Origin of the sequence: Paenibacillus sp. Aloe-11, from assembly GCF_000245715.1 — a bacterium.
GTDB classification, from domain to species: domain Bacteria; phylum Bacillota; class Bacilli; order Paenibacillales; family Paenibacillaceae; genus Paenibacillus; species Paenibacillus kribbensis.
In genome coordinates, this window is the sequence record NZ_JH601054.1 from 304,760 (window position 1) to 331,636 (window position 26,877).

At 45.3% G+C, this 26,877-nt stretch carries 20 protein-coding genes; 15 read left to right on the forward strand and 5 right to left on the reverse strand.

Annotated elements, in window-relative coordinates; all coding sequences use genetic code 11:
• Window positions 1–12: 12 nt before the first annotated feature.
• From WG8_RS12415 to WG8_RS12460, 10 genes are all read left to right on the forward strand, one after another.
• Window positions 13–2,055: a helix-turn-helix transcriptional regulator gene (locus tag WG8_RS12415; RefSeq protein ID WP_007430528.1), complete on the forward strand. Its 2,043-nt coding sequence runs from the start codon at window positions 13–15 to the stop codon at window positions 2,053–2,055.
• A 312-nt stretch (window positions 2,056–2,367) separates the two neighbouring features.
• On the forward strand, window positions 2,368–3,693 hold the full coding sequence (locus tag WG8_RS12420; RefSeq protein WP_007430529.1) for an ABC transporter substrate-binding protein: 1,326 nt from the start codon (window positions 2,368–2,370) through the stop codon (window positions 3,691–3,693).
• A gap of 32 nt (window positions 3,694–3,725) precedes the next feature.
• Window positions 3,726–4,610 (forward strand): carbohydrate ABC transporter permease, encoded by an 885-nt coding sequence (locus WG8_RS12425; RefSeq protein WP_007430530.1) that lies wholly within the window; start codon window positions 3,726–3,728, stop codon window positions 4,608–4,610.
• On the forward strand, window positions 4,607–5,440 hold the full coding sequence (locus tag WG8_RS12430; protein WP_007430531.1) for a carbohydrate ABC transporter permease: 834 nt from the start codon (window positions 4,607–4,609) through the stop codon (window positions 5,438–5,440). Before WG8_RS12425 ends, WG8_RS12430 begins: the two co-directional genes overlap by 4 nt.
• A 30-nt stretch (window positions 5,441–5,470) precedes the next feature.
• On the forward strand, window positions 5,471–7,183 hold the full coding sequence (locus WG8_RS12435; protein ID WP_007430532.1) for a DUF4091 domain-containing protein: 1,713 nt from the start codon (window positions 5,471–5,473) through the stop codon (window positions 7,181–7,183).
• 245 nt (window positions 7,184–7,428) lie between these two features.
• Window positions 7,429–8,292, forward strand: a complete 864-nt coding sequence (locus WG8_RS12440; RefSeq protein ID WP_043891038.1) for a LysR family transcriptional regulator — start codon at window positions 7,429–7,431, stop codon at window positions 8,290–8,292.
• 209 nt (window positions 8,293–8,501) lie between these two features.
• Window positions 8,502–9,746, forward strand: coding sequence for a cation:dicarboxylate symporter family transporter (locus WG8_RS12445; protein ID WP_007430534.1), 1,245 nt, complete (start codon window positions 8,502–8,504; stop codon window positions 9,744–9,746).
• 142 nt (window positions 9,747–9,888) lie between these two features.
• Window positions 9,889–10,581, forward strand: a complete 693-nt coding sequence (locus tag WG8_RS12450) for an aspartate/glutamate racemase family protein (RefSeq protein ID WP_007430535.1) — start codon at window positions 9,889–9,891, stop codon at window positions 10,579–10,581.
• A 40-nt stretch (window positions 10,582–10,621) separates the two neighbouring features.
• A complete protein-coding gene (gene aspA / locus WG8_RS12455; RefSeq protein WP_007430536.1) occupies window positions 10,622–12,040 on the forward strand; it encodes an aspartate ammonia-lyase in 1,419 nt (472 codons plus the stop codon).
• A gap of 51 nt (window positions 12,041–12,091) precedes the next feature.
• Window positions 12,092–13,519: an NAD-dependent malic enzyme gene (locus tag WG8_RS12460; RefSeq protein WP_007430537.1), complete on the forward strand. Its 1,428-nt coding sequence runs from the start codon at window positions 12,092–12,094 to the stop codon at window positions 13,517–13,519.
• Between the two features lie 165 nt (window positions 13,520–13,684).
• Here WG8_RS12460 and WG8_RS12465 read toward each other — a convergent pair whose 3' ends face one another.
• The gene (locus tag WG8_RS12465; RefSeq protein ID WP_007430538.1) at window positions 13,685–14,797 is read right to left on the reverse strand and encodes a GerAB/ArcD/ProY family transporter; all 1,113 of its coding nucleotides are present in this window, start codon (window positions 14,795–14,797) and stop codon (window positions 13,685–13,687) included.
• Window positions 14,798–14,974: 177 nt separating this feature from the next.
• Here WG8_RS12465 and WG8_RS12470 point away from each other — a divergent pair, with 177 nt between their 5' ends.
• The 3 genes from WG8_RS12470 to WG8_RS12480 are packed head-to-tail and all read left to right on the forward strand — an operon-like array spanning window position 14,975 to window position 17,944.
• On the forward strand, window positions 14,975–16,504 hold the full coding sequence (locus tag WG8_RS12470; RefSeq protein ID WP_007430539.1) for a spore germination protein: 1,530 nt from the start codon (window positions 14,975–14,977) through the stop codon (window positions 16,502–16,504).
• Entirely contained in the window at window positions 16,485–17,708 is a 1,224-nt protein-coding gene (locus WG8_RS12475; RefSeq protein WP_007430540.1) for a Ger(x)C family spore germination protein, read from the forward strand. The genes WG8_RS12470 and WG8_RS12475 overlap by 20 nt, the downstream gene beginning before the upstream one ends.
• A gap of 5 nt (window positions 17,709–17,713) precedes the next feature.
• On the forward strand, window positions 17,714–17,944 hold the full coding sequence (locus WG8_RS12480; RefSeq protein ID WP_007430541.1) for a hypothetical protein: 231 nt from the start codon (window positions 17,714–17,716) through the stop codon (window positions 17,942–17,944).
• Between the two features lie 39 nt (window positions 17,945–17,983).
• Here WG8_RS12480 and WG8_RS12485 read toward each other — a convergent pair whose 3' ends face one another.
• The 4 genes from WG8_RS12485 to WG8_RS12500 form a co-directional block, all read right to left on the reverse strand.
• The gene (locus tag WG8_RS12485) at window positions 17,984–20,149 is read right to left on the reverse strand and encodes an amidase (RefSeq protein WP_007430542.1); all 2,166 of its coding nucleotides are present in this window, start codon (window positions 20,147–20,149) and stop codon (window positions 17,984–17,986) included.
• A gap of 401 nt (window positions 20,150–20,550) precedes the next feature.
• Window positions 20,551–21,294, reverse strand: coding sequence for an SDR family oxidoreductase (locus WG8_RS12490; RefSeq protein WP_007430543.1), 744 nt, complete (start codon window positions 21,292–21,294; stop codon window positions 20,551–20,553).
• A gap of 283 nt (window positions 21,295–21,577) precedes the next feature.
• Window positions 21,578–21,955: a MerR family transcriptional regulator gene (locus tag WG8_RS12495; protein WP_007430544.1), complete on the reverse strand. Its 378-nt coding sequence runs from the start codon at window positions 21,953–21,955 to the stop codon at window positions 21,578–21,580.
• Window positions 21,956–21,969: 14 nt separating this feature from the next.
• The gene (locus WG8_RS12500; protein ID WP_007430545.1) at window positions 21,970–22,872 is read right to left on the reverse strand and encodes a helix-turn-helix domain-containing protein; all 903 of its coding nucleotides are present in this window, start codon (window positions 22,870–22,872) and stop codon (window positions 21,970–21,972) included.
• A gap of 304 nt (window positions 22,873–23,176) precedes the next feature.
• Here WG8_RS12500 and WG8_RS12505 point away from each other — a divergent pair, with 304 nt between their 5' ends.
• Window positions 23,177–24,409 (forward strand): dicarboxylate/amino acid:cation symporter, encoded by a 1,233-nt coding sequence (locus WG8_RS12505; RefSeq protein WP_007430546.1) that lies wholly within the window; start codon window positions 23,177–23,179, stop codon window positions 24,407–24,409.
• A gap of 22 nt (window positions 24,410–24,431) precedes the next feature.
• Complete coding sequence (locus tag WG8_RS12510; RefSeq protein WP_007430547.1) at window positions 24,432–26,744, forward strand: beta-L-arabinofuranosidase domain-containing protein; 2,313 nt, start codon at window positions 24,432–24,434, stop codon at window positions 26,742–26,744.
• Window positions 26,745–26,877: the final 133 nt, after the last annotated feature.

Sequence of the window (26,877 nt, forward strand, 5' to 3'; positions counted from 1 at the left end):
GGAGGAGTGCGGATGTTTGGCAAGAAGCTATTTACGGTGCGGGGGGTCAAGCTGAGGTGGATTCGTTCGTTTCTGATCGTCATTGCAATTAGTATGCTGCTGGTGCTTATATTTATGCTCTGGATCCGCAGTAAAGCGACCGAGGAAGCGCTCAGCAGCCATTATCATTACAGCAGCTTTATTAGTCATGTGATTGATGAGCAGATGGGCCAAATAACGAATTTGTCCAGCAAAATTATGAATGATCGTACCCTTATACGTATGATTGAAGCGGATGCGGGCGGGAATATCAAAACAGAGTCTGCTTATCAATTGGTCGATCAGCTGCGCAACTTTATGATAGCCAATCAGATGATCGAGGAGATATACATTTATTATCCCGAACAAGATTATATTTTGGGCACTTTGGGAATTTACCGTCCTATATCATACTATCTGCTTCAAAATGAGCTAAAGAGAACCGGATATAACCGATGGCTGTCCATGGTGAAGGCTGCCGATAATATGTCCTTTTTCTTTTGGAGCAATGAAGGGAAGAAAGAATTGCTGTTCAGTCGGGCCATTTACAGGGACTCGCAAAAAAGCAGCGTGATGATTATTAAACTCCGCAAGTCCTATATGGAGTCCCTATTAGAGTCGGCAAATACCCAATATCCCCACCGGCTGAATGCACTGACTGACGATGAGCAAAAGGTATATGCGTACTATGGCGAGGAGATCCTGCTGCCGCTGGTGCAAAATTACAACGACCGGGAAGGGTACACACAGCTGCGCCAAAATTATTATGCATCGAACGAGCATTTTATTATAACGGAACCCTCTGCCTTCCGCGGCCTTCATTATTATATGATCAATACTAAGAGCAACGTCCTGAAGATTCAGACAGCGATTACCCGTCTACTGATGATCTGCATCGCCAGCATGTTTTTGGTCGGAATTGTACTATCCGTTTATATGAGCCATTATAATTCTCGGCCGTTGCGCCTTTTGCTTGGCAGATTGCAGCCGGGGCAGCAGGACAGTTCCGACAATGAGTATGATGTAATCTCGCGTAAGATGGATGAACTGCTGGAGGAAAACCAGTCAGGCATTTTACTGCTCAGACAGAAGCAGCGATTTATCGAGGAGTCCTTCGTCAGGACGATCCTCTCGGGCGCGGCACTGACAGACAAGCAGTTGGACGCGGTACAGCGTACTCATAATTTGGGATTTGAAAATAAATACTTCTGTACGATCATCCTGTATTCGGACGCCAATTCCGTTAGGCTGGACGAACAGCAGCAGCAACTGCTTGAGAAGTTTGTCAGCGATCGATGCGATGATACACTCACTGTGTTTTACGGAGCAGTTTACCCCAATTATCTGTTTATTCTTAACTATAGAGCACCGAATTCGGAGACCGAAGAGATAGCAGAGTTGTTTACAAAGCAGCTGTCGCATTGGCTTGCAGATCAGCAATTGCCTTACAGCTGTGTAAAGGGATTTGTTTCGATAGAGCAGCGAGATATATATCGTAGTTACCAAAATGCGCTTAACCAAATTGCAAAATCGGCCACGGCACTAGCACTGACTGAGGGAACTGATTATGTTGAGCAAGTAGAAGGGCAGATGCATGCAGCAGAATCTGCATGGAACACACCACACGACAGACAGCCCTTGCAGGATTTCGGAGGAGTGGAGGAGAAGCCGAGCAATCCGCGAGGGCAGAGCAATGACGAGGCAAAGGAGTCCGGAGGCGTGCTTGCCAGCAGAATCAGAGAGATTATCGACAGCCAATATGGGGATGCGATGCTCAGTCTAACAATGATTGCAGAACAGCTGCAAATGTCTAATTCGTATATTTCCCGGGTATTCAAGGAGCAATACCAGCTAGGACTTGTTGAATATTTAAATCAGGTACGAGTGGAGAGGGCCAAGGAGCTGATGAACCTCAAGCAATTGTCGATCAAGGAAATCGCCCGTGAGGTGGGCTTCGCGAGCGATGTAAGCTTTATCAGGGTCTTCAAGAAGTACGAGCATATGACCCCGGGGAAATACAAGCAGACGGTGAAATAGCATTCGGGAATCCGTGCTGATTTACAATTTGTGTGGAGGATATACAATTTCGGACATGGCGCCACCTCAGAATTGTTATGGTAACGGATAAGCGAACTATTTTGTTAATTACTATGAGAATACCAGGATTTATAGCCGAAAAAATGAGGAATAACCTCATTTTTTTGCTTTTTATATGCAAATGATGCAGTTACGGCCGAAGGAAATTAACGATTTTTGCACTGCTCTGTCTTCGTTGACAGGCTTCGTGAGCCCTTTCTATAATCGTTATCACGCAAGACCTATTAATCAGAGAAGGATGTGGGGGATTTCATGAAGAAGAAGTACGGTGCCGCGAAGCGTACGGTCAAGTTTGGCAAGATGCTGTTGTTACTACATGCATTCTTGCTCGTTCTTGCCGCCTGTTCGTCGGGAGGTGGGGCCCAATCGACCAACAACGAACAGAAGGGGGCAAGCGCTGGCAACAATGAAGCGGTGGAAACGATTAAGGTATGGCTGCCTCCATTTTCTACCGGTGATGTTTCTGATGAAACATTTTGGCGGAAGCAGCTTGATAAGTTCGAGAAGACCCATCATGCAAAAGTTGAGCTGGAGATTATTCCGTGGTCCAACTATGAAGAACGATATTTGACGGCTATTTCATCGGAAAATGGACCGGATGTCGGTTATATGTATATGGAAATGCTGAGCGATTATATCAAGCTCGGTACGCTGGAACCGCTTGATGATTATTTTACACAGGAAGAAAAGGATAATTATATTTACTGGGATAAGGGGACCGTGGCGGGAAAACAGTATACTGTTCCTATCATTGTGGGGAATGTCAGTGTACTGTATGCCAATATGGACATTCTCAGAAAATCAGGTTTTACCGAGCCTCCGAAAACGTGGGATGATCTCGTTGCCTATGCCAAGAAAATTCAACAGGACAGCCCTGAGGTGTACGCTTTTGTACAAGAATGGGGTGAGCCTTCCATAACCGGGCTTAACCACTCGTTTTATCCGTATTTGTGGCAAGCTGGAGGCGAGCTTTTCAATAAGGAAGGGACCGAATTGACCCTGGACAGTCCTGAAGCGCTAAAAGCCATAAAATTTCTTAATGATTTGAAGCATACCTACAAGATCATTCCGGATGCGGCCACCTCGCTCACGACACAGGATCTCAAATCATTATTGCCTGAAGGTAAGGCGGCAATGGCTATTATGGGAACGAGCTTAAGCGCGGATCTCGATAAAGCAGGATTAAACTGGGATTATACAACATCGCTAACACAAAAGCAGGGCGGGACCTTCGCGGCGGCCGACTCACTGGTCATGCTGCGCACAGCCAAAAATAAGGAACTTGCGGCAGAACTGATCAAGTTTTTGACGAGTCCCGAGGTGATGGAAGCATATCATCAGGTGATCTATAGCGCTCCTCCTATTTCCAAAAACGAAAAGTACTATGATAATGCCAAATTTGAGAAGCTGTATACCAAGGATTCGCAATTATTTCACACGTTAACGCCGATTGACGGCTCAAGCAAAATATATGACGCATTGTACAAAAATCTACAGCTGATGATTTTGGGGCAGCTTACTCCGGAAGAAGTGCAGAAGGATACCGCCCAGTATGCTAAAAGTATTTATAACAGATAAAATGGTTGATCCGGGCTAAGCGAGGGGAAGAAATGAAACACAAAACGATAGATGCTTGGACAGGGAGGCTGTTCGTATTACCCAGTTTTTTGCTTATACTGGTGTTCTCTATCATTCCGATTGTGTTGACGGTACTGCTCAGCTTCACAAAGTACAATATGATTCAGCAACCGGAATGGATTGGTTTGAGAAATTACGGTTATCTGTTATCAGATCTCTTTGTAGCGGCCTCCGTGAAAAATACGCTGTTATTCACCTTGCTTGTTGTTCCGTTGCAGACGGTGCTGGCGTTGCTTATTGCCGAGGTTTTACATGCGAAATTTCAGGGTCGTTTTAGCCGATTTGTTAGAGGATCGCTGTTTGTCCCGGTCATTTCCTCGACAATTCTGATCGGCACAGTCTGGTCCATTTTGTTGATGACAGACGGAGGGATGGTCAATACGCTGCTGGACGGTTTGAGCATTCCCAAGGTGAACTGGCTGGGAACGACGCAAACGGCGCTTATAAGTGTCGCTTTGATTACCGTGTGGAAAAATATCGGATATTTTCTGGTCCTATACTATGCAGGCATACTGAATATTCCTGCCAGCTTGTATGAAGCCGCAAATGTAGACGGAGCGAGCGCGTGGTACCGATTTTGGCACATTACGGTACCACTGCTCCGGCCCATTACGGTTCTGGTTGTAACGCTTGGGACGATCTGGGCATTTCAGGTGTTCGATCTGGTTTATACGATGACTGGTGGTGGGCCCGGAAGATCTACGGTGACACTGGTGCTGACGATTTACCGATCAGCCTTCAAGGATCTCAGTATGGGTTATGCAAGTGCGATCGCGGTGCTCTTTTTATGCCTTATCATGGTTATTACGATGCTGCAGCGCCTGTTGTTTGGCCGAGACAAGGAGGCACAGCTATGAGTCAAAATACGCGAGAGCTCTACTTTGTTGGGTACACTCGAATTTTCATGGCAGTTGTCCTGGCTGCTCTCAGTGCGCTCGCGCTGCTTCCGTTTCTATATATGGCCTATTTATCACTCACCCAATCCAGCACGCTTTCTTTTCAATGGAAGCTTGCCGACCTTGGTTTGGAAAATTACCGGCGCGTCCTCATTCATTTTCATTTTTTTCGTTACTTGGAAAACAGTATAATCGCTTCTGGCCTGGCGTGCGCACTCAATGCGATTATCTCGGCAATGGCCGCTTACGGGTTTGCCAAAAAGCAGTTTACTGGCAAGCGGACGCTGTTTTTCCTATACATTGTGACGCTGATGGTGCCCAGTCAGGCTACGCTGATTCCACAGTTTATGTTGATCAGAGAACTGAATATGCTCAATACGTATATTGGGCTTGTTTTGCCCGTTATTAACGCTTTTGGCGTGTTTTTACTGCGGCAGTTTATGAAAGAGGTGCCGGATGAACTGCTTGCGGCTGCGGACATGGATGGCTCTGGTGAAATACGTAAATTTATGAGTATTGTATTGCCGTTGCTGCGGCCAGCCATTGTAGCGTTGACGATTTTTACGTTTATTACGACATGGAATGACTTTATTTGGCCTCTTGTCATTACTACTGACCAGGGGATGCGGACACTGCCGCTTGCACTGTCTATTCTAAAGGGCAATTACACAACCAACTATGGATTGGTCATGGCTGGCTCATTGCTGACTTTTTTGCCGCCGTTCCTGCTTTATCAGGTACTACAACGGCAATTTATTCAAGGAATTGCATTGAGCGGCATCAAAGGATAGTTACCAACCGGCCCATGGAGGAGAGAATTTATGACTGTTTCATTTGATCCACAGTATTTTGATGTACGTCAAATCAGTTCGCTCGAAAAGGTTTTTCCGGTTAACAAGCCACTGGAACTGGCCGAAGTGCACGAGCTGGGTTTGCTGAAAAATGAATCGATATCCTACCAGTTGGCTTACCGTTATACGCGTCCGTATCATATGAGCCAGATGGAAGCGACGGTTCAATTGCCCAAAAATCCACTGGTCAAGGTGGAGGTGCTGTCGCCAATCAGTGATCTAGTGAACGTGCGCCAGGTCAAATGCGTTCCGTCTATGTACCCAGCTTATGCTGAAACGGATGATCATTATTTGACGACCGAAGCAGGGCTGTTCCCCGATGTGCTTGAGCCTTTTGACGGAATGCTTCAGTTCATACCGTATCAGTGGAGGAGTCTGTGGATTGAGGTGACGGTTCCAAAGGCTGCAAAGGCGGGGAAATATCCGGTTATAATTCAGTTTACAGCTACGGAAGGTATAGTAGTAAACCGTCAACGGATGACCATCCATATTATGGAGGGGGTACTACCGGAGCAACAGTTGCTTCATACCGAGTGGCTTCATGGGGATTGTTTGGCGGATTACTACGGTGTTGAGGTGTTTGGGGAAGAACACTGGCGCATTCTCGGCAACTTTATTCAAACGGCGGCCAAACGGGGGATCAATGTGCTGCTGACCCCGCTGTTTACGCCTCCATTGGATACGTTTATAGGTAATGAACGCACCACGATACAGCTTGTGGACGTTTCATATGATGTGAACGGCTACCGATTTGGCTTTGATAAGCTGGACAAATGGGTGCAGATATCCGAAGCGGTGGGCATTACCCATTTTGAAATGGCGCATTTGTTCAGTCAATGGGGAGCAAAGTATGCTCCTAAGATCATCGTTGAGGTTGGTGGTGTTCCCGAGCAGCGCTTCGGCTGGCATACACCAGCAAATGATCCAGAGTTTCGCAGCTTTCTAGCAGCGTTTTTGCCGGCGCTTACGGAACGACTGCACCAGCTAGGCATTGCTGAACGTTCATTGTTTCATATCTCTGATGAGCCGGTGGCCGGCAACCTGCACACCTATCTGGAGGCCAAACAATTCGTTGCTCCTTATCTCGAAGGCTTTCCAATTATAGATGCTATCAGTGATGTGGAATTTTATCGCCGGGGGATTATTGACCAGCCGGTGGCCGGAAGCGATACGATCCACAACTTTATTGATGAAGGTGCCTCCAATTTGTGGGTGTATTATTGCTGCGGTCAAAATCTGCATGTCAGTAATCGATTTTTGGCCATGCCCTCCTCACGCAACCGTATTTTGGGCGTTCAAATGTACAAATACCGGATCAAGGGATTTTTGCATTGGGGATTCAATTTCTATAATTCCCAGTATTCTCTGAAAAAGCTGAACCCATATGTGGATACGGCTGCCCTTGATACTTTTCCTTCTGGAGACAGTTTTCTGGTATATCCTTCTGAGGACGGTACTGCGCTGGAATCTTTAAGGCTGGTGGTGCTGCAGGATGCACTGACGGATTTGCGTGCACTGCAATATTTGGAGAGCCTGAGCAGCAGGGAATTCGTGCTGTCGCTGATTGAGGAGGATTTGCAGCAAGAACTGACTTTTTCCTGTTATCCACGGTCTGCGGATTATCTGCTGCATTTACGCAATAAGATTAATAAACAGATCGAGCAACGGCTTCGGGAAAATTAAGTCCGCTATAGGGAAAAGGAAACTCTAAAAAAGTAAAAAATAGAAATAATATACACATCTAAGAAGTCGCCATAATGGCGGCTTTTTGTATTGTTCTTAGCTCATCTGTAGTTGATAATTTCTTGGTAAGAAAATGAAAATAATTAATCGAGAAAGACAGAGAAGGATATGCTATATTAGCATAGGAGTATGAATGTGGAAGGTCTCTAAAAAAAGATTAGATGAGAAGAAGGGTGGTTATCGTTTTGAATATAGAAAATATTGAGGCATTCGTCTATGCTGTTCATTTAGGGAGTTTTGTTAAAGCAGCTGAGGCACTTTATCTTACCCAGCCTTCTGTAACTGCCCGTATTCACTCCCTGGAACGTGAGCTTAATGCGGAATTATTTCATCGTTCTGGGAAGCAAATCTCAATAAATGAAAAGGGAAAGTCGTTTTTACCATATGCACAAAACATTTTACAATCTTATCAGGAAGCCAAATTAATGTTGCACCAACCAATACTTACGGTTGATAAATTGAAAATTGGATGTGCTACCTCAATCGCGAATTTCATTATCCCTGAAATTCTTCCCGCTTTTAAAACTAAATTCCCCAATGTGAACGTTAAAATTCTAACCGGACATTCTAATGATATATTAGACAAGGTTCTTAACAACGAGGTGGATTTCGGAATGGTTCGAACAGTTACACATCCCCAAATTGAATCAGAGATATTTCGTCATGATCCAATCGGATTGTTTGTCCCTATCAACCATCCCCTATTGCTCAATAGTCAGGTAACTATTGAAGAAGTCAGTGAAGAACCGCTCATCTTTTTTGATTATGGATCGGTAGACTGGCTTATGATTTATGGCTTGTTTGAATCTAAAAATCTAAAGCCAAATGTGGTTCTTGAAGTGGATAGTATGGAGGCTGCAAAAAATTTAGTGGTAAATGGCATGGGAATTAGCTTTTTACCGGAGCATTGTGTGAAGAAAGAACTGGAAAGCGGGCAGTTATTCCGTGTGCCATTAGTCTCATCCGGGAGATTCGATGTAAAAATTGACTTTATCTACGCAAAAGGAAACCATAAACCTGCATATATAGAATATTTTATAAAAAAATAGCTGACTATAACTAGTCTAGGGTTTTCAACTGTTGGGAATATAACGACTGTCTATTATTTTATTTCTATATAGATTTATCCTATATAGAAATAAAATACATTTAATTTTCTATATGGCACCCTATAATTTAGAATAATTGCAGGTCCAAATAAATGTAAGCGATTACACTTTTCTGACCGCAATCTAATAATAGGGGATGAAGATTAAGGATGAAAAAGTTAGGACTAGCATGGCAAATACTTATCGGATTGGCTCTAGGCATTGCAGTGGGTGCCATTTTCTACGGAAATCCTCTAGTAACGGACATTTTGACGCCGATTGGTGATGTATTTATCCGTCTGATTAAAATGATTGTTTTGCCTATTGTCATTTCTTCTCTTGTAGTAGGTATAGCGGGCTCTGGAGATATGAAAAAATTGGGGAAGATAGGCTTTAAAACGATTCTGTATTTTGAAATTATAACTACTGTAGCAATAGTTATAGGTTTGTTCGCGGGGAATTTTTTCAAACCAGGATTAGGCATTGATATGTCGCATCTGGCCAAAACTGATATACACCAATATGTAAATACCGCAGAAAACGCTAGTCATCACAGTCTGGCTGACACGTTCGTTAATATCGTTCCGACAAACATCGTTCAAGCTATGGGAAACGGCGATTTGCTAGCCATCATTTTCTTCTCTGTACTGTTTGGGGTCGGTATTTCTGTAATTGGTGAAAAGGGTAAACCGGTGATTCATTTTTTGGAAGCCGTCTCTGAAGCGATGTTCTGGATGACCAATCAGATCATGAAATTAGCCCCTCTCGGTGTGTTTGCTTTGATTGGTGTTACAGTTGCTAAATTTGGTATTTCCTCTTTAATACCGCTTGGCAAACTGGTAATTATACTCTATTTGTCCATGTTTGTGTTTGTGCTTGTCGTATTAGGCATAGTAGCAAAAATGTGTGGCACCAGCATTGTGAAAATTTTAAAATTATTGAAGGATGAAATTATTCTGGCTTTCTCGACCGCAAGCTCGGAAGCCGTTCTACCGAAACTGATGCTTAAGATGGAACAATTTGGATGCCCAAAATCGATTGTATCCTTTGTCGTTCCTACCGGATATACTTTTAATTTGGCCGGCTCTGCACTGTATCAATCGCTGGCTACTCTATTTATTGTACAAATGTATGGTATCAATTTACCGATCTGGTCACAGATCAGCATAGTGGTGGTATTAATGTTAACCTCCAAAGGGATGGCTGGTGTTTCCGGCGCTTCCCTGGTTGTTCTGCTAGCTACCGTAAATTCCGTAGGGCTTCCTGTTGAAGGTGTTGCGCTGATTGCTGGAATCGATCGTATTCTCGATATGGCGAGAACCGTTGTTAACGTGGTAGGTAACGGTATAGCTTCAGTCGTTATTGCCAAATGGGAAGGCCAGTTTGATCATGGAAAAGCAGATACTCAAAAATAAATTACTTTATCCTTATTGCTTTCCAATTGTTTCTGCCCAATATATAGGATTTCTATATTTGAATAAATTCTCTTGATATACACTGCTTTCCACTTAAGATTTATACTCTTAATGTGCAAAAGAAAAAAGTGGAGGGATCTTCATGATAGAAACTGTTGGAATTATGGGAGGGATGGGGCCGCTCGCAACAGTCGATTTGATGAACAAAATTATTCGACTAACCCCTGCCCAAAATGACCAGGATCATATTCATATGATCGTTGATAATTATCCTCAGATTCCGGATCGTACATCAGCCATAATGGGTAAAGGCAGTGATCCCCTTCCCTTTATGAAACAATCTGCCAAGAGATTGGAGGATGCCGGTGCAGATTTGATTGTAATCGCTTGCAATACTGCACATTATTATCTGCAAAACATTCAAGAAACCGTTAGGACTCCGATTGTTAATATGCCCAAAGAAACTGCAAGTTTCATAGGCGAGGCTGGTATTAGACGTGTCTCATTGTTAGCGACTGACGGTACATTGAAAACGCTGCTTTATCAAAACGCTCTCCGTGAGAAAGGTATTACTGTGTTGGAGCCTGATGAGATTACACAAGCTATCGTAATGGAAGGTATTTATTCAGTAAAAGCTGGACATATCGAAAAAGGCAAGCGTTTATTGGTGAACGCATTTCAAACGATGATTGCCAAAGGAACGGAGGCCGTTGTTGCAGCTTGCACAGAGATTCCAATTGTCTTGAATGAAGTAGACGGGATTAAAGTAATAGATCCAACTTATATTTTAGCCAAGAAGGTTGTAGATGTTGCCTACCGGGAGCATGTGTTGTAAATGAGACTTTGAAATTTAGAAGTAAGGGAGTTAAAAACTCATGAATGAATATCGTAAAGAAAAAGATTTTCTTGGAGAAAAAGAAGTTCCATCTCAAGCCTACTACGGTATACAAACTGCTCGAGCATTAGAAAATTTTCCGATCACAGGCTATCGTATCCATGAATCGTTAATTCGTGCTATGGCTACGGTTAAAAAGGCGGCGGCGTTGGCTAATATGGAGATTGGGCAATTGAATCCACATATCGGGAATGCGATCGTATTGGCAGCGCAAGAGATCATGGACGGTAATTGGCATGACCAATTTATAGTTGATCCTATTCAAGGCGGAGCAGGCACATCCATCAACATGAATACCAATGAGGTTATCGCCAACCGGGCGATCGAGCTGCTGGGGGGAACCAAGGGGGATTATTTCAAAGTGAGCCCCAACACACATGTGAATATGGCCCAATCAACCAACGATGCTTTTCCCACGGCGATTCATATTGCAACCCTTTCTTTGATTGATAAGCTGATCGTCACGATGAAGGAGATGCTCGCAGCATTTCAGACTAAAGCTGTACAGTTCGACGGGATTATCAAAATGGGCCGTACTCATCTGCAAGATGGCGTACCGATCCGTCTCGGACAGGAGTTTGAGGCCTACAGCAGAGTGCTGGAACGTGATATCAAGAGGATCAGTCAGACTCGTGACCATTTGTACGAAGTTAACATGGGTGCAACAGCCGTCGGTACTGGTTTAAATGCCGATCCCCGATACATTAAACGGGTCGTTGAATATCTTGCCGAGCTCAGCGGGTTGCCGCTTACCAATGCCACGCACCTGGTGGACGGGACACAAAATACGGATGCTTACACTGAGGTGTCCGCCGCTTTAAAAGTTTGCATGATCAACATGTCGAAAATTGCCAATGATCTGCGTTTGCTTGCCTCCGGGCCGCGCACCGGGCTGGGGGAATTGAGCTTGCCAGCACGCCAACCCGGTTCGTCCATTATGCCGGGCAAGGTCAATCCGGTTATGGCGGAGGTAGTGAATCAGGTGGCGTTTCAGGTTATCGGCAATGACCATACGATTTGCCTTGCTTCCGAAGCGGGGCAGCTGGAACTAAATGTTATGGAGCCTGTGCTCGTGTTCAATTTGCTGCAATCGCTGAGTATGATGAATCAGGTGTTCAACGTATTCCGCGTGTATTGTTTGGAGGAAATCGAAGCAAATGTGGAGCGCTGTAAAGAGTATGTGGAGAAAAGTGTAGGGGTTATAACGGCGCTCAACCCGCACTTAGGCTATGAGACAGTCGCGAGAATCGCGCGTGAGGCGATTTTAACGGGGCGTTCGGTACGCGAGCTGTGCCTTCTTTATAACGTTTTGACGGAAGAGGAGCTTGAGATCATTCTTAACCCATATGAGATGACGAATCCAGGTATCGCAGGAGCAGAATTATTGGAAAAGAATTAAAGAGAGGCGTGCAATAAACGCTCAACGAAAACAAAGGGAGAGTGCCAAAAAATGTCAGTGTCAAGCGGAGCCAGCACTTATATGTTATTTCGGATTCAAAAAGAAAAAGGACGAACCCCCCTCAGCGATATCGCTGCAATAATTGAAAAAACGGGCGGAGATATTGTGGGGATTGATGTCATCTCGTCCGATCACACGAGCACGATTCACGATATCGCTGTGAACGTATTCGATCAAGCACACAGCCAATTGATCAGCGAGTCGCTTCAGAAGCTAGATGGTGTCAAAATAATTCATGTGTCAGACCGGACTTTCCTTGCACATTTGGGCGGGAAGATTGAAATTGCCTCTAAGATATCGGTGAAGAACCGTGACGACTTGTCACGGGTGTATACCCCCGGTGTCGCAGGCATATGTACGGCGATTGCGGAACAGCCGAGCAAAGCCTACTCGCTGACGATCAAACGCAATACGATTGCGGTAGTTACCGATGGAACGGCCGTTCTGGGGCTAGGTGATATCGGACCATTGGCGGCTATGCCGGTGATGGAAGGCAAGGCTATGTTGTTCAAGCAATTCGCAGACGTGGATGCTTTTCCGATTTGCCTGGACATGAAAGACCCTGACGAAATGGTCCGAACCATTAAGGCACTGGCTCCGGCATTCGGTGGCATCAATCTGGAGGATATTTCGGCACCACGTTGCTTCGAAATTGAGGAGCGTTTGAAACGGGAGCTAGATATCCCGGTGTTTCACGATGACCAGCACGGAACAGCCGTTGCCCTGTTAGCGGGTCTGTTGAATGCACTCAAAATTACCGGCAAGCAAATGTCGGAGATTAAGGTCGTTGTCAACGGCATCGGTGCAGCGGGTATCGCTTGCTCAAAAATGTTGCTGTCCGCCGGCGTGAAAAATTTGATCGGGGTGGACCGTAATGGGGCTCTTCATCGGAATGCACATTACGATAATCCTTATTGGACTGAGTTTGCTCAAATAACGAATCCGAATGTGGAAACTGGCAACTTGTCCGAAGTGATCAAGAATGCGGATGTTTTTATTGGCGTATCGGCTCCGAACATTCTAAAGGTGGATGACGTTCGTTCTATGGCGAAGGACCCCATCGTCTTTGCTATGGCGAACCCGATTCCAGAGATTGACCCCGAGTTGGCCAAACCTTACGTTAAGGTCTTGGCGACCGGGAGGTCCGATGGTCACAATCAGATCAACAATGTGCTTTGCTTTCCGGGGATTTTCCGCGGCGCATTGGATTGCAGGGCGAGTGAAATCAATGAAGCCATGAAGCTTGCGGCTGCACAAGCGATCGCATCCGTCGTTACAGATGACGAACTGAGCGAAACGTATATTATCCCGAGCGTATTTAATCAGGAAGTAGTAAAAAAGGTTAGAGATGCCGTAATTGAAGCGGCGTATCGTACCGGGGTTGCACAGAAAAGCATGAGAGATGCAAGTTACGGATAATTCTGTACATGGTGACGGATATACCTACCGAACAGTTGTCGCTGAGAGTTCCTCGGCGACAACTTTTTTTATGGCTTAGTTCTGAAAGTTGATGGATTTCCACACTAGACTTCGCAGTTTCCCTTCAATCAATCACCGTAATGATGGGAGCGTGTGTCGAATGGGTTACGTAGTCTGATTTTTTTTGTTGATACGTTTCCTAATAAGATGAACAACGAGCAGGATTAATGGAAAAGCGAAGGCATAGGTAAGGTCCCAATCTACCCAGTAGGCTGGGATCTCCTTGACGTAGAAAATAATATCTTTCGCAATCAGATGCGACAGTCCGTAAATCATAAACGCCACTGGAAAGATCAATGGCCGATAGGATTTAAGCTTTAATAGCTGAGCTGTCCCCAAGACAAATGCGTGGAAGAACAGCACTGTCTTGAAATAGGTGCTAATGATCCACGTGGTGGCCATTAACGCCTCAATCCGCTGCAAAAAATTGGCAATGTTGACTCTCTGGGCAAGAATATAGGCAGCGTAAAATTCGTGCTCTGAGAAATATGCCCCGAGTACTGTCAGGGAGAGAAACAAAATGAGGTTGAGTGCAACGCCCCCGATCAATAGGGAGAAATATAAATTGCGGCTTGTATTGCTTTGTTTACGGACATAGGGATACACCATGAAGAACACGCAAATTTCTCCAAAGGGATAAAATACGCCGAACATAATGGTGTGCAGCATGTCAGGAAACGGTGTATTCAAAATAGGATAGATACGCTCTATCTTGACATCGGGGAAGAGGAGAATGATTAGGCAAATCAGAAAAAACGCAAAGAAAGGGAAAAAAATCTGGGCTGCTCTTCCCAGCGTTTCAAGGCCCAGCCGCAAGCCATACACCAGTAGAAAAATCGCCATGAAGCGAATGACCCCGCCGGGTGTCGCCTCGTAAATCTGTGTACACATGAAATCTTCGATTTCTCTGACATAGGTGGAGGTTGCAATCAGGTAAAAGAATAAATAGCTCAACGCTACAACTCCACCCACCCATTTTCCTAATACTTGTAATGAAAGCTCGATAATCGTTTTAGTTGGATCAATATTGGATGCAGATACCATCAGCTTTACGCATGCAAGTCCTAGCGGAATACTAATCAAGCCGGCAATCCATGCGTCCTGGTGGGCTCCTGTTGTTATTGCCGCAGGATAAACAAGCGCCATTTCCCCGATGAGTGAGAAAAGCGCAAGCATCATCATTTGAGCTGTACTGATCCGATCTTTTTCAAGATTCATGAGATACCTCCAAATCTGTTGCAAACTGCCCTTCAAATTTCCTTTTGTCATTTCCTTTAGTATGTGATTTTATTACATAATTATTAATTGATAGTCGAAAAGGGATGTGGAGGAATAATTATCAACTTCTTCTGTCATACTATCTGCAGCTTGCTCACGGAATGCGGAGGTTGCGACATGAAGGATACAATTATGGGCACACTATCACATCGCTTGGAGGACAATGTGGCGCAGTTGGTTCAACTGCTCGGGACAAGCAACGATTTGATCACTAAAGAGCTGCAGTTGGATGAGTCTACGCATATCGCCTTGCTTTATATTGACGGTCTTGTGGACACACAGGTGCTGCATAACTCCATATTATTTTCACTTCAGGAACGCTGTGCCCCTGAGCAACTGAGAGATCTTGATGCGAATCAGAAGATGGAGCTTTTGCGAAAACGTGTGCTGATTGCGGGGGATCTGTCCGTCACGCATGACCTTGGACAATTTGTTCATGAGCTGCTATCCGGTAATATCATGGTGCTGGTTGACGGAACCTCCAGCGCCCTGCGGATCGGACTGCCTGGATGGGAGGACCGCAATGTAGGCGAACCCAGCTCACAATCGGTTGTGCGTGGGCCGATGGAAGGGTTCACGGAAAATTTGCGGACGAACACGGCATTGCTTCGAAGGAAGATTAAAGACAGCCAATTGTGGCTGGAAACCTTCCAGATCGGTAGGGTGACTCAAACCAGCGTATCTATTATGTATCTCACCAACATCACAAACCCTGACCTGGTGCAGGAAGTAAAGCGCAGATTGGCCAAAATCGATACAGACAGTATTCTGGAGAGCGGATATATCGAGGAGTTTATTCAAGATACGGCTGCTACGCCGTTCCCCACGATCTATAACAGCGACCGCCCGGATACTATCGCAGCGGGAATCCTCGAAGGCAAAGTGGCGATTCTTGTAGATGGAACACCATTTGTCCTGCTGGTGCCTACCTTTTTTGTCGCCTTTTTTCAATCTGCAGAAGATTATTATCAGCGGGCCGATATCGCTACCTTGCTGCGGTTTATTCGTTTTCTTTCCTTTTTTATTACGTTGCTTGCCCCTTCTTTTTATGTGGCGGTTACGACTTATCATCAGGAGATGATCCCTACCAATCTGGTTATCAGCCTTGCTGCACAGAGAGAAAGCGTTCCTTTTCCTGCATTTGTGGAGGCGATGCTCATGGAATTAACGTATGAGATTCTGCGGGAAGCAGGAGTAAGAATTCCAAAAAATATAGGGCAGGCGATATCCATTGTTGGAACACTTGTCATAGGCCAGGCGGCGGTTGCAGCGGGTTTTATTTCATCAGCAATGGTTATCATTGTGTCCATTACAGCTATAGCCAGTTTTGTCATGCCAGAGTCGGGTATGTCGATCGCTGCAAGAATCATTCGTTTTCTACTTATCGGTCTGGCCGGTTTTCTTGGATTATACGGGATTCTATTCGGTATCTTTTTGATCGTGCTTCATTTGGCGGGTCTGCGTTCTTTTGGCATGCCCTATATGAGTCCGATCGGGCCATACCGTTCAAATGATCTGAAGGATTCCATCTTCCGCTTTCCCTGGCCGCTTCTAAAGACAAGGCCGGCAGAAAATCTGGTTCAAAACCTTGATCGTCAAAGCACAGCCAAGCGAAAGGAGTCGGCAGATGAGCCCAAAAAACCGTAAAACTGTTTCGCGACTGCTGCTTGCCCTTTTGGTCCCTATGCTGATCAGCGGTTGCTGGGAAAGACAGGAGTTAAACGAAATGGCTTTTGTGCTGGGAATGGGGCTAGATAAGGCTGAATCTGGCTATAAGGTTACGCTGCAGGTGGTTATTCCTTCAGCAATTGCCTCGCAGACGGCAGGAGGGGCGGGAGGTGGCGGGGTGCCGGTGATTGTATCTACCTTCACGGTACCCACGATCTATGAAGCCCAGCGCAAGTACAGTCTCGAAAGCGCGCGAGCCAGCTACTATGGGCATATCCGTATACTGGTCATCGGAGAGGAGCTTGCCCGGGCCGGAATTGGCGAGGTACTTGATATGCTGAAGCGGAGCCGCGAGCCGCGTAATGATTTCTACGCTATGGTCGCCAAAGACACCACTGCCGAAGATGTCCTGAAGGTCCTTACCCCACTAGAGAAATTGCCAGCAAGTAAATTGTATAATTCCCTGGACAAATCATATAAGGCATCGGCAAAAACAGTCGCTGTTCCTTTGAACCAATTTATTGAAGATTTGCTGTACGAGGGGAAGAATCCGGTGTTGACCGGAGTGAAGTTGTCCGGCAGTGTCAGTGAGGGCGAAAAGAAGAGCAATGTGGAAGATAGCTCGCCTCCAGTCAGATTACGTTACAGTAATATAGCCGTATTCCGGAAGGATAAGATGATCGGGTGGTTAAGTGATAACGAGACGATCGGCTACAATTATGTCACCAATAATGTTGTTAAAAGCTCAGGGCCTGTAAAAGGAGACGACGGACGACCCATCGTTATTGAAGCACTTCATACAGATACCAAACGTAAAGTCAAGTTTATAGACGGCAAACCACATATTTACATCCATGTAAAGGCCTTGTGTAATGTTGAAGAGGTCATGAGCAAAGATAATCTGGAGGCAGAGCGCGTGATTACAGAGCTGGAAAGAAAATCGGAAGAAAAAATTATCTTTCGGATGAAAACGGCAGTTGAGCAAATTAATGAGCGCTACAATACGGATACAATGGGCTTTGGACAGTTGATCTATCGTGCCAATCCCCAAGCTTGGGCTAGGCTGCAAAGGGAAAAAGGGGACAATTACCTAAAATCGCTCCCCATCCATTACAAAGCCAGCGTGACGATTAACCGGATTGGCATTACAGACAAATCCTTTCTTCAAGATATTAAGGAGTGAGCGCAATGGTGTTACTGCTTTTTCTGGCTGCAGCGGCGGCTTGTGCGATCATCGATGTGCCTTTGCTGAGACGAGGGAGCAGGCGCCGAGACTATCTGGTCTGGGGCTTGTTCTGGATCATGGGCATTGGTGCGGTGGTCTGCTCCTTGTACAAGATCAATGTGCCGAGCCCATTGCTACTGGTCATAATGATCTATAAACCGGTTAACAATCTGTTTACATCCTGGTTTTATTAGGTTGGTGAACGCATGTAGGGTAGTTGATGATGTCCTTCGTCATTGGGGTAAAGTGACAGACTTGACTTGAGCAGAGGTATTTCCGTAGATATCCTTGGCCAGCACGAGAATATGCAGCGTATCGGCTTGGGAGGTCCCAGCCTGTTTGTATTTAGTGGTAGGAAGTGCTACTGACCAATTGGCTTTATCTTCTGTAATAACGACACGAATGCCATTGACATAAACTTTGAGCTGCGCGATAGCGCTTTGATCTGTGACTGAACCGTCCAAAGCGAGAACATCGTCCTTGATCGAGGCATTCAACTTAAGCACAGGGACTTCTGTTTCCTTGCGTTTAGAGGGTGGGAGCACAGTTTGCGGGTTATAGGAGAAGGTTTCATTCTCAAGCGCTGGTGTACGCGTTGCGATAGGACGGTTTTTTGTCGCCTGCTCATAGGAATAAGCGTAACGCAACAGGTCATTATCGCTGTATGCGGCACCCGCCATCGTCAGATTAACGGGCATACCGGTATCCTTCATTGCGCCCATGCTTACGGACACACTTGGGATCCCATATTCGCGCAAAATGTAATTCGTATTGGAGAAATAGTTTCCATTCTCCCAAGCTTCTTCATAGGACGTTTCATTCACATCGGAATCGGCTTTGCCGATATTGGAATTTGCCGGGAACGCTATGAAATCAAGGTCGTTTTGCTTCATCCAATCCTCAAAATCAATCTTTCGAACATTCTCAAGCCCCTGCAGTGCTTCATAAAATTGTGGAATTTGTTCGTATGGGGTGACCCCTTTTTTTATGGTTTCAATGAACGCGTCATATCGACCAAGATCCCTGCCACGTTTGGCATCTACCGAACCTGGCGGATTCGGGAAAACGGTTGCAGGGTCGATATTAGCCCATGACGGGAAGTTCGGATCGCCCACACTTTTGAGGAATTCCTCAGCCGCATAAGGATTAAGCAGCCCGAATTCCTTATCATGCCATTTTACTGGCATCAAACCGCGCTCCTCAGGTGTTTTTGCTGTTGCACGGTCTTTCTCGCTATTCGCCTGCAGGGGGAAATCTACTTCCACAACTTCAGCTCCAAGAGCAGTTAAATCCTTTGCAGTTTTTTCCCATAATACTTGTATCGAAGGTCTGAATTTGATTGGATTTGAGCTCTCATGGTCCTTACCGATATAAATTTTCGGAACGCCAATACGTTTACCCCTCAAAGCTTGGGTGTCTCGCAGCTCTAAATAGGATCTCGGACGGACGCTGTTGACAGAAGGTAACTGAACGGCTTTCTGTTCTCGCCAAAAATCACCTTTGGTGATCTTATCCTCTGCAACGATCACGTCAAGCAAGCGCAGCATGTCCTCGACAGTTCTCGTATGCGGGACAACGACATCCCGTATAGGGAAGAGCGGCCAATTCCCACGAATGGAGATCAGACCCCGCGATGGCGTGTAGGCAATTAAACCATTGTTAGATGCTGGTGATCTTCCAGAAGATACCGTTTCTTCTCCCATGCCGAATGCAGCAAGGTTGGCGGCTGTTGAGACGCCGGATCCGTTAGAGGAGCCAGAGTACCAGGCTGCAGCCAAATAATCCGAATTGTATGGACTTTCAGCACGGCCATAAACGCCTCTTTGCATCCCTCCCGCTGCCATTGGCGGCATGTTGGTTTTGCCGATCAGCACACCACCGGATTCGCGTATCTTTTCTACTGTAAAGGCATCGTCCTTTGCGGTCAGGTTTTTGAAAGCCGGTGATCCAGAAGCGACAGTGAGTCCCTTAACCTGGTAGCTGTCTTTAACCGTGTAGGGTATGCCTAATAGAGGTTTGGTAGTAATACCCTGAGCCCTTAGTTGATCAGCCTGAGCGGCTTCTTTTAGTACGTCAGGGTTCAGGACAGGGATGGAATTCAGCCGAATGCCACTAGAATCATAAGCATATACCCGGTTAAGGTACATGGCTGTGAGCTCGACACTCGACAGTGCCCCTGAATTCATCGCGTCCTGCATCTGAGTAATCGTAGCCTCTTGCAATTGAAATGTAACCAGGGAGGAGGTGGGTTCACTATTGATTTTACTTGAGGACGAGGACGAAGGGGCGGCGGATGCAAGTGAGCATCCCGTGAGAGTTAAAATCATACCAGCTGCGATCCATTTGCAATAGCTACCGATTACATTCCCTGTATTCGCTTTTACCGTTCGTGCGCACATAGCATTTTCACTCCTTAAGAGGGGTAGGACCAGAAATTGGACAATGTCAGTTTTTTATTATGCTACTTCAAAGATAGATCAAGATTCAAGCTAAACAGGTTATTTTTCTAAAGGTTTTTGAAAATAACTTCTAAATGTTGGTAATTAATTATCCAAATCCGGAAACAAATTAGAAATAATGTAGATGAATATGTGGGAAAATTGAATTTTTCAGCCGCTGATATCGGAGGACAAGACATAGTCGCATAAAAAGTCGCCAAAGTGGCGGCTTTTTTGTTTTAACGATACAAGTTCTTGTCCCTGGCAGAGGACAAGAACTTGGTATCATAACCGATTAGGTGAACTAATTGTATGGATAAAAAGCACTTCAACTATATAAATTAAGGGTTACTTGTTACGGATTATAAGCTCTGTGACGTGGGGCGGACAATCAGTTCGTTTATTGTCACATTAGTCGGCTGCTGGATCGCAAACAGCACGGTGTTGGCAATGTCGCCTGGGTCAAGTTGGTCCCATTCCTGACTTCCTAATTTCTCCAATGTAGGATAAATCGAGTTGTCGGTAATAGTGCTGTACAATTCGGTTTCCACTGCACCAGGGGAGATGAGGGTCGTCCGAATATTCTGTTTGGCTCCCATTTCTGTCCGCATGCCTTCCGTGAACACCCGGACTGCATGTTTGGTTGCGCTGTAGACGGAGCTGGAAGGAAAGGTCAAGTGTCCTGCAATAGAGGAGAAATTAATGATATGTCCCTCATTGCGTTCTTCCATATGCCTGTACACTGCTGCCATCCCATAGAGGACGCCTTTTATGTTCACATCAATCATGCGTTCCCATTCATCTACCTTTAAATGTCTGAAAAACGAAAGTGGCATGATCCCAGCGTTGTTAATCATGATGTCGATTTGGCCGTAGGTTTTTATTGCTGCTTCCGCCAGCGACTCAACGTCGGCACGAGAGGTTACGTCCGTCACTTTGTAGCTGGCTTCACCTCCAGTGTTGCGGATTTCATCCGTCAGCTGCTGTAAACGGTCTTCACGGCGGGCTGCCAGCATAACTTTTATGTCGTTTTTAGCAAGGAGCCTGGCCGTAGCTGCCCCCATTCCGCTGCTGGCGCCTGTGATGATGGCTACTTTTGTATTCATATCGGATTCCCCTTTGTTTTTTATAGCCAGTCGTTACTGGCTCGACTTTAGAGTACCAAGTGGAGTCAACTGTAAGTCAAGCCCTGGTCAAAATCAGTGGCACAAGTTGAGAAACCTTGAATAATCGCTGTTTATATGAAAATTTAAAATAAATTTCACCAAAAACGGGAAAAAACAAGGGCAAATTGTTTAGAGTAGGCTCTAAGCAATTTGCCCAAAAAAGCGTGTGACCCTTCCGATGAGCACGCTTGGTTCCGATAGAAACACTTATAATGAGGCTGGTCTAGGGCATCATTTTCGATAATTCTTTTTCCTGCACATCGTATAACGCCAGTTTGTAATTGATCTGCTCCAAATATTTGTAAGTTTGCAAGAGATCTTTCTCTACTTTTTTCTTATGTTTAAGCATCATTTGTTTGCGAGATTTGAGTGTGCTTTCGCCTTCCAGGTATAAATCCACATATTGCTTGATTTCGACAAGCGGCATACCGGTCGACCGCAGCGCCAGAATAAAATACAGCCACTCCAGGCTTTCTTCATCGTATAAGCGATTTCCGCTCGGATCACGTTTAACACCAGGTAGTATACCTTCCCGTTCATAATAACGAAGCGTGTAAGCAGAGATGCCTGTACTATCTGAAACTTCCTTAATTGTGGACATGTTCTTTCCTCCTTTCATGTATCAAAGCCTTGCTGTCGCGTCTGATTGCGGTATTGCAAAGGCGTTACAGAAGTGATTTTTTTGAACTGCTTGCAAAAGTAAGAAGAGTCGGTAAAGCCGACAAGGGATGCGATTTCCCCGACGGAGTGACGTTCTTCTGCCAGGAGCTTCATTGCTTTTTGGACCCTGATGGAGAGCAGCAATTGCAAAGGGCTCAGTCCGTATTTTTTCTTTACGGAGCGAATGATATGAGCCGGATGAAAGGAATACTGGGCGGCAAGCTCGTTCAAATCGAAAGTGTTCTGATAATGCGAAGAAAAATAATCGAAAATTTCCTCAGCCAGTTCCTTTTCTTTTTCGTGTTCTCGTAAATCGCAAAAAATCGTTAGTATTTTCAGAAATAACTGCTGGTATTCGATCTGGGATTTTGTCGATGAATAAAACAGCTTCTCATTATGATATTTGTCAATTTTGACTTGGGAAATGCTGTCCATATAATTCTTGAGGATTTCGTGCAGACTGTCGTCAATCCTTCCGTATTGGGGAAGCGAAATATAAAATACATCTTTTTTATAGTATTTCGTTTTGTTCATTTTGGAATCGACATGTGTGATGGGATTCTCGGAATAGAAGAAATCTCCCGTTGTATAAAAATGAACCCAGGAGAAGGTCGTATCGGAAGTACAGGCTTTGTAGCCTTTATGCAAGCTGCCAGGTGTCAAAATTAAATATTGGCCGGGCTCGATCGTATATTTGCGCCCATCCTCTTCCAGATAAAGAGCTCCCGAAAAGACGAATATCAGGTCAAAGGTATGCTCAAGAACGCGACGTTCGTGAAGATCTCCTTTTCGGAACAGCGATATCCCCCCGACGATAAGATGAGGCAAAGGAGGACAACTGAAATGGATGTATAGCAATTCTGCCACCTCAAATCAATTTTATTATATAAACCATAGCATAAAAACGTCGTAATGATCAATAAATTCAAAATTCAGGCTGGAAATAAGTATGATATTCACGAATCAAAAAAAATGAAAATGCTAATAATGTTATATTTTTAAAGCTAATAATATTATACTTTTTGTTTATTTTAATGATTTTAATCCCCCTTCCAGGGTGTCATACTTATATCAATAAGTCGGTCCGCTTAAAAAGTTTAGCGCTTTCATTCAGTCGACGGAATGAGCCTATTATTTCATATTTACCTGGGGGGAAAGAAGGGTGCAAGTCTTAAAAAACTATAAATTCTCGATTATACTGCTGGCTGGTGTTTTAGTGGGCGCGATCGCCGGCACGATTATGGGTGAAAAATCCGCAGTCCTGCAGCCCTTTGCAGATGTTTTTCTGAATATGGTATTTGTGATCATTGTGCCGCTGGTGTTTGTATCCATAGCCGGTTCTATAGCGAGCATGACCAATTTGAAAAAGCTGGGGAAAATTTTGGGCATTTTCTTTTTGGTGGTGGTGGTTACGGGCATCATTACAGCTATTTTGGCATTGATCACCGGTTTGATCTTTAATCCGGCCCTGAACGCTGAGGTTAGCTTTGGAAAGGCAGTTCAGGATCAGGCGTCTGCTTCACTGGATATTGTCGGTTTGATAACTGTAAGCGATTTCGTTGAATTGTTATCCCTAAAGCATATGATGGCCTTGATTGTTTTTGCAATCCTGTTTGGAATTTCCGTAAGCTCCATTGGAGAAGAGGGAGCTCCGGTTTCCAAATTGCTTAATAGTTTATCCTCTGTGTTGAATAAAATTGTTTCCATTGTTATGTATTATGCTCCTGTGGGCATCGCCTGCTACTTCGCGACACTGATCGGAAAGGTAGGCAACCAAATTGTTTGGTCCGTTGCCAGGGCATCCATTATTTACGTGGCATTTTGTATATTGTTTTTCATTCTGTTCTCCTTTTTGGCCACTTATTTTGGGGGAGGTAAAACCGGAATCAAGCGTTTTTGGAAAAATATATGGCTGCCGCTGACCACGGCGATGGGAACATGCAGCAGTACGGCTTGTATCCCTGTGAACAGACTGGCCGTCAAGCAAATGGGCATTCCCGATGAAATCGGCGACATTATCGTACCGCTTGGCGCAAACATGCACAAAAACGGTGTAGTCGCCGTTCAAATGATCAAAATTATTTTCCTGTTCGGGATTTTTAATATGACGATGGGCACGGGAGATATGGTAAAGGCTGTTCTGGTAGCCTTGATAAGCGGAATTATTGTGGGTACGATCCCAAGTGGTGGATTTATTGGGGAACTATTCATCTGTACCGCCTTCGGCTTTCCGATGGAAGCGGTCCCAATCCTGGTTATTTTAGGAACGATTACAGACCCGCTTTGCACTATGGTGAATGTAACCGGCGATCCGGCCATTAGCATGGTGATTTCGCGGATCATCGAAGGCAAGAACTGGATCAAACAAAAAATAGGCGCTGTGACACAGGCGTAGAGTACAGAAAGGCGGATGGGAGATGGAACTGGAGAAAAACGCCGTCGGATCGGCAAGCGCGAAAGAAATAACGGAACTGGACGGCGATGCGATTTATTTGGGAAACTTAAATACTGTAGAAGCCGATTTGAAGCTTCCGCTAAAGGGGAAGTATGGTTCTTCCGTTCAATGGGAATCGAAAGAGACTCTATTTATAAGTCATACAGGCAAGGTTACGAGACCTACCTTTGGGGTGGGGAACCGGAAAGCTGTCCTTGTCGCAACGTTGACATATGAAGGAGAGGTAACCCGCAAGACATTTGAAGCAACGGTTCTCCAGGAAGAATATAAAGCAAAGATCGTTGCGGTAAATCCACTGACCGTGCGCACGAAAGTTGGGGAACAGCCGGAACTGCCAACCGTCGTCATTGTAAAAAATGATACCGGAAGTTATACCGTAAGCCAGGTTTCCTGGGACCCGGTCAAAGAGGAGGCTTATCGGCAACCGGGATTTTTTTCGATCCACGGTAAAGTGGAAGGAAGTCCATTGAAGGCCGTAGTCACCGTTCAAGTGGTGGATAAGGTTGAGGAAACAACGGATCACGTCAAGCGGGTGAAGGAATTTACGGGACCAAAAGTTAGCCTGGAAAGAGAAAGTGAATTTGCAGCAGCTATGAACCGTTTCCTGCAGTTTGTACGGTCAGTGAACGATGACCAGATGCTGTATAATTTTAGAGAGGCAGCCGCCATCGACACCAAAGGAGCACAGCCGATGACGGGGTGGGACGCTCCGGAATGCAATCTGAAGGGGCATACCACTGGACACTATCTTTCTGCGCTGGCGCTTGCTTATCATGCCACGGAGGACTCCGCGCTACTCGGGAAAATTCAATACATGGTTGCAGAATTGGGCAAATGCCAAACAGCCCTGTCTGAACAGGCGGGCTATGGCCGGGGGTTCCTGAGCGCGTATTCGGAAGAACAGTTTAATCTACTGGAGCAGTACACAACTTATCCGGAAATATGGGCTCCCTACTATACGTTGCACAAGATTATGGCCGGTCTGCTAGATTGTTACCAGCTTGCGGGCCAGAGGGAGGCTTTGGATATTTGCGATAAGCTGGGCCATTGGCTTCACAGCCGACTAAGCCGGCTTCCGAGAGAGCAGCTTCATAAAATGTGGTCATTGTATATTGCCGGGGAATTTGGGGGTATGAATGAGGCATTGGCCAAATTATATGCGATCACCGGCAATGAAAATTATTTGATGACAGCGAAATATTTTGACAATGCAAAGCTCTTCCTTCCGATGAAGGAGAATGTGGACACTCTAGGAAATATGCATGCCAACCAGCACATTCCGCAGGTAATTGGAGCCTTGAAGCTGTTTGAGGTTGCGGGGGACAAGGCATATTTCAATATCGCAGAGAACTTCTGGACGATGGTGACACAAAGTCATATTTATCCGATCGGAGGCACCGGAGAGACGGAAATGTTCAGAGAGCCGGACGCCATTGCCGGTTTTCTCACCGATAAAACGGCAGAAACCTGTGCGAGCTATAATATGTTGAAGCTGACCAAAGAGCTTTTTCAGTTTAACCCGCGCAAAACGTATATGGATTATTATGAGAAGGCTCTTTATAACCATATTCTTGCCTCAGAGAATAGCCAAAAAGCGGAGGGTGGCAGCACCTACTTTATGCCACTGGCGCCCGGATCTATCAAGAAATTCGATACACATGAAAATACCTGCTGTCATGGAACCGGTCTGGAAAATCATTTTAAATACCAAGAAGCCATTTATTTTCATGATGAAGACAGGCTGTATGTGAACTTGTACATTCCCTCTCGACTGGATTGGAGCGAGCAGGGGATCAGCCTGATGCAGAAGCGGGATCGGGACGGCTTGGAGACAGTCCGCTTTTATATCGAGGGCGGCCCCGAAACAACCCTAATGTTCAGAATCCCCGATTGGGTATCTGAGCCCGTTCAAGTAAAGATAAACGGAGTGCCTTGCCGCGATCTGGAGTATGAACACGGATATTTAAAGCTGCGCAAAGTATGGAAAAAGGATGAAATCGAGCTGACGCTGCCCTGCTCCTTGAGACTGGCTGACGCTCCCGATGACCACACCCTTAAAAGTCTCACTTATGGACCGTATGTACTGGCGGCAATAAGTCAGGAACAGGATTATATCTCCTGGACATACAGTGAACAAGAATTTCTGGAACAAATCATTGAACAAAAGGATAGTCCTTTGACATTTATTTTGGATGGCATCAAGTTTGTTCCCTTGTATCAAATTCAGGATCAAAGTTATCATGTATATTTTAAACTTGCCCGCTGCAAAAGGTAACATACGGTACAATATTCATTGTTCTCGTGCTGGGTATTATTCTTATGGATATCGGCGTTCAAGGGGCTCAGATTTTGAATCAAGCTCGAATATAGGCATTAGATGAAGGAGCCGGAAGCAGGCTGAATACGGT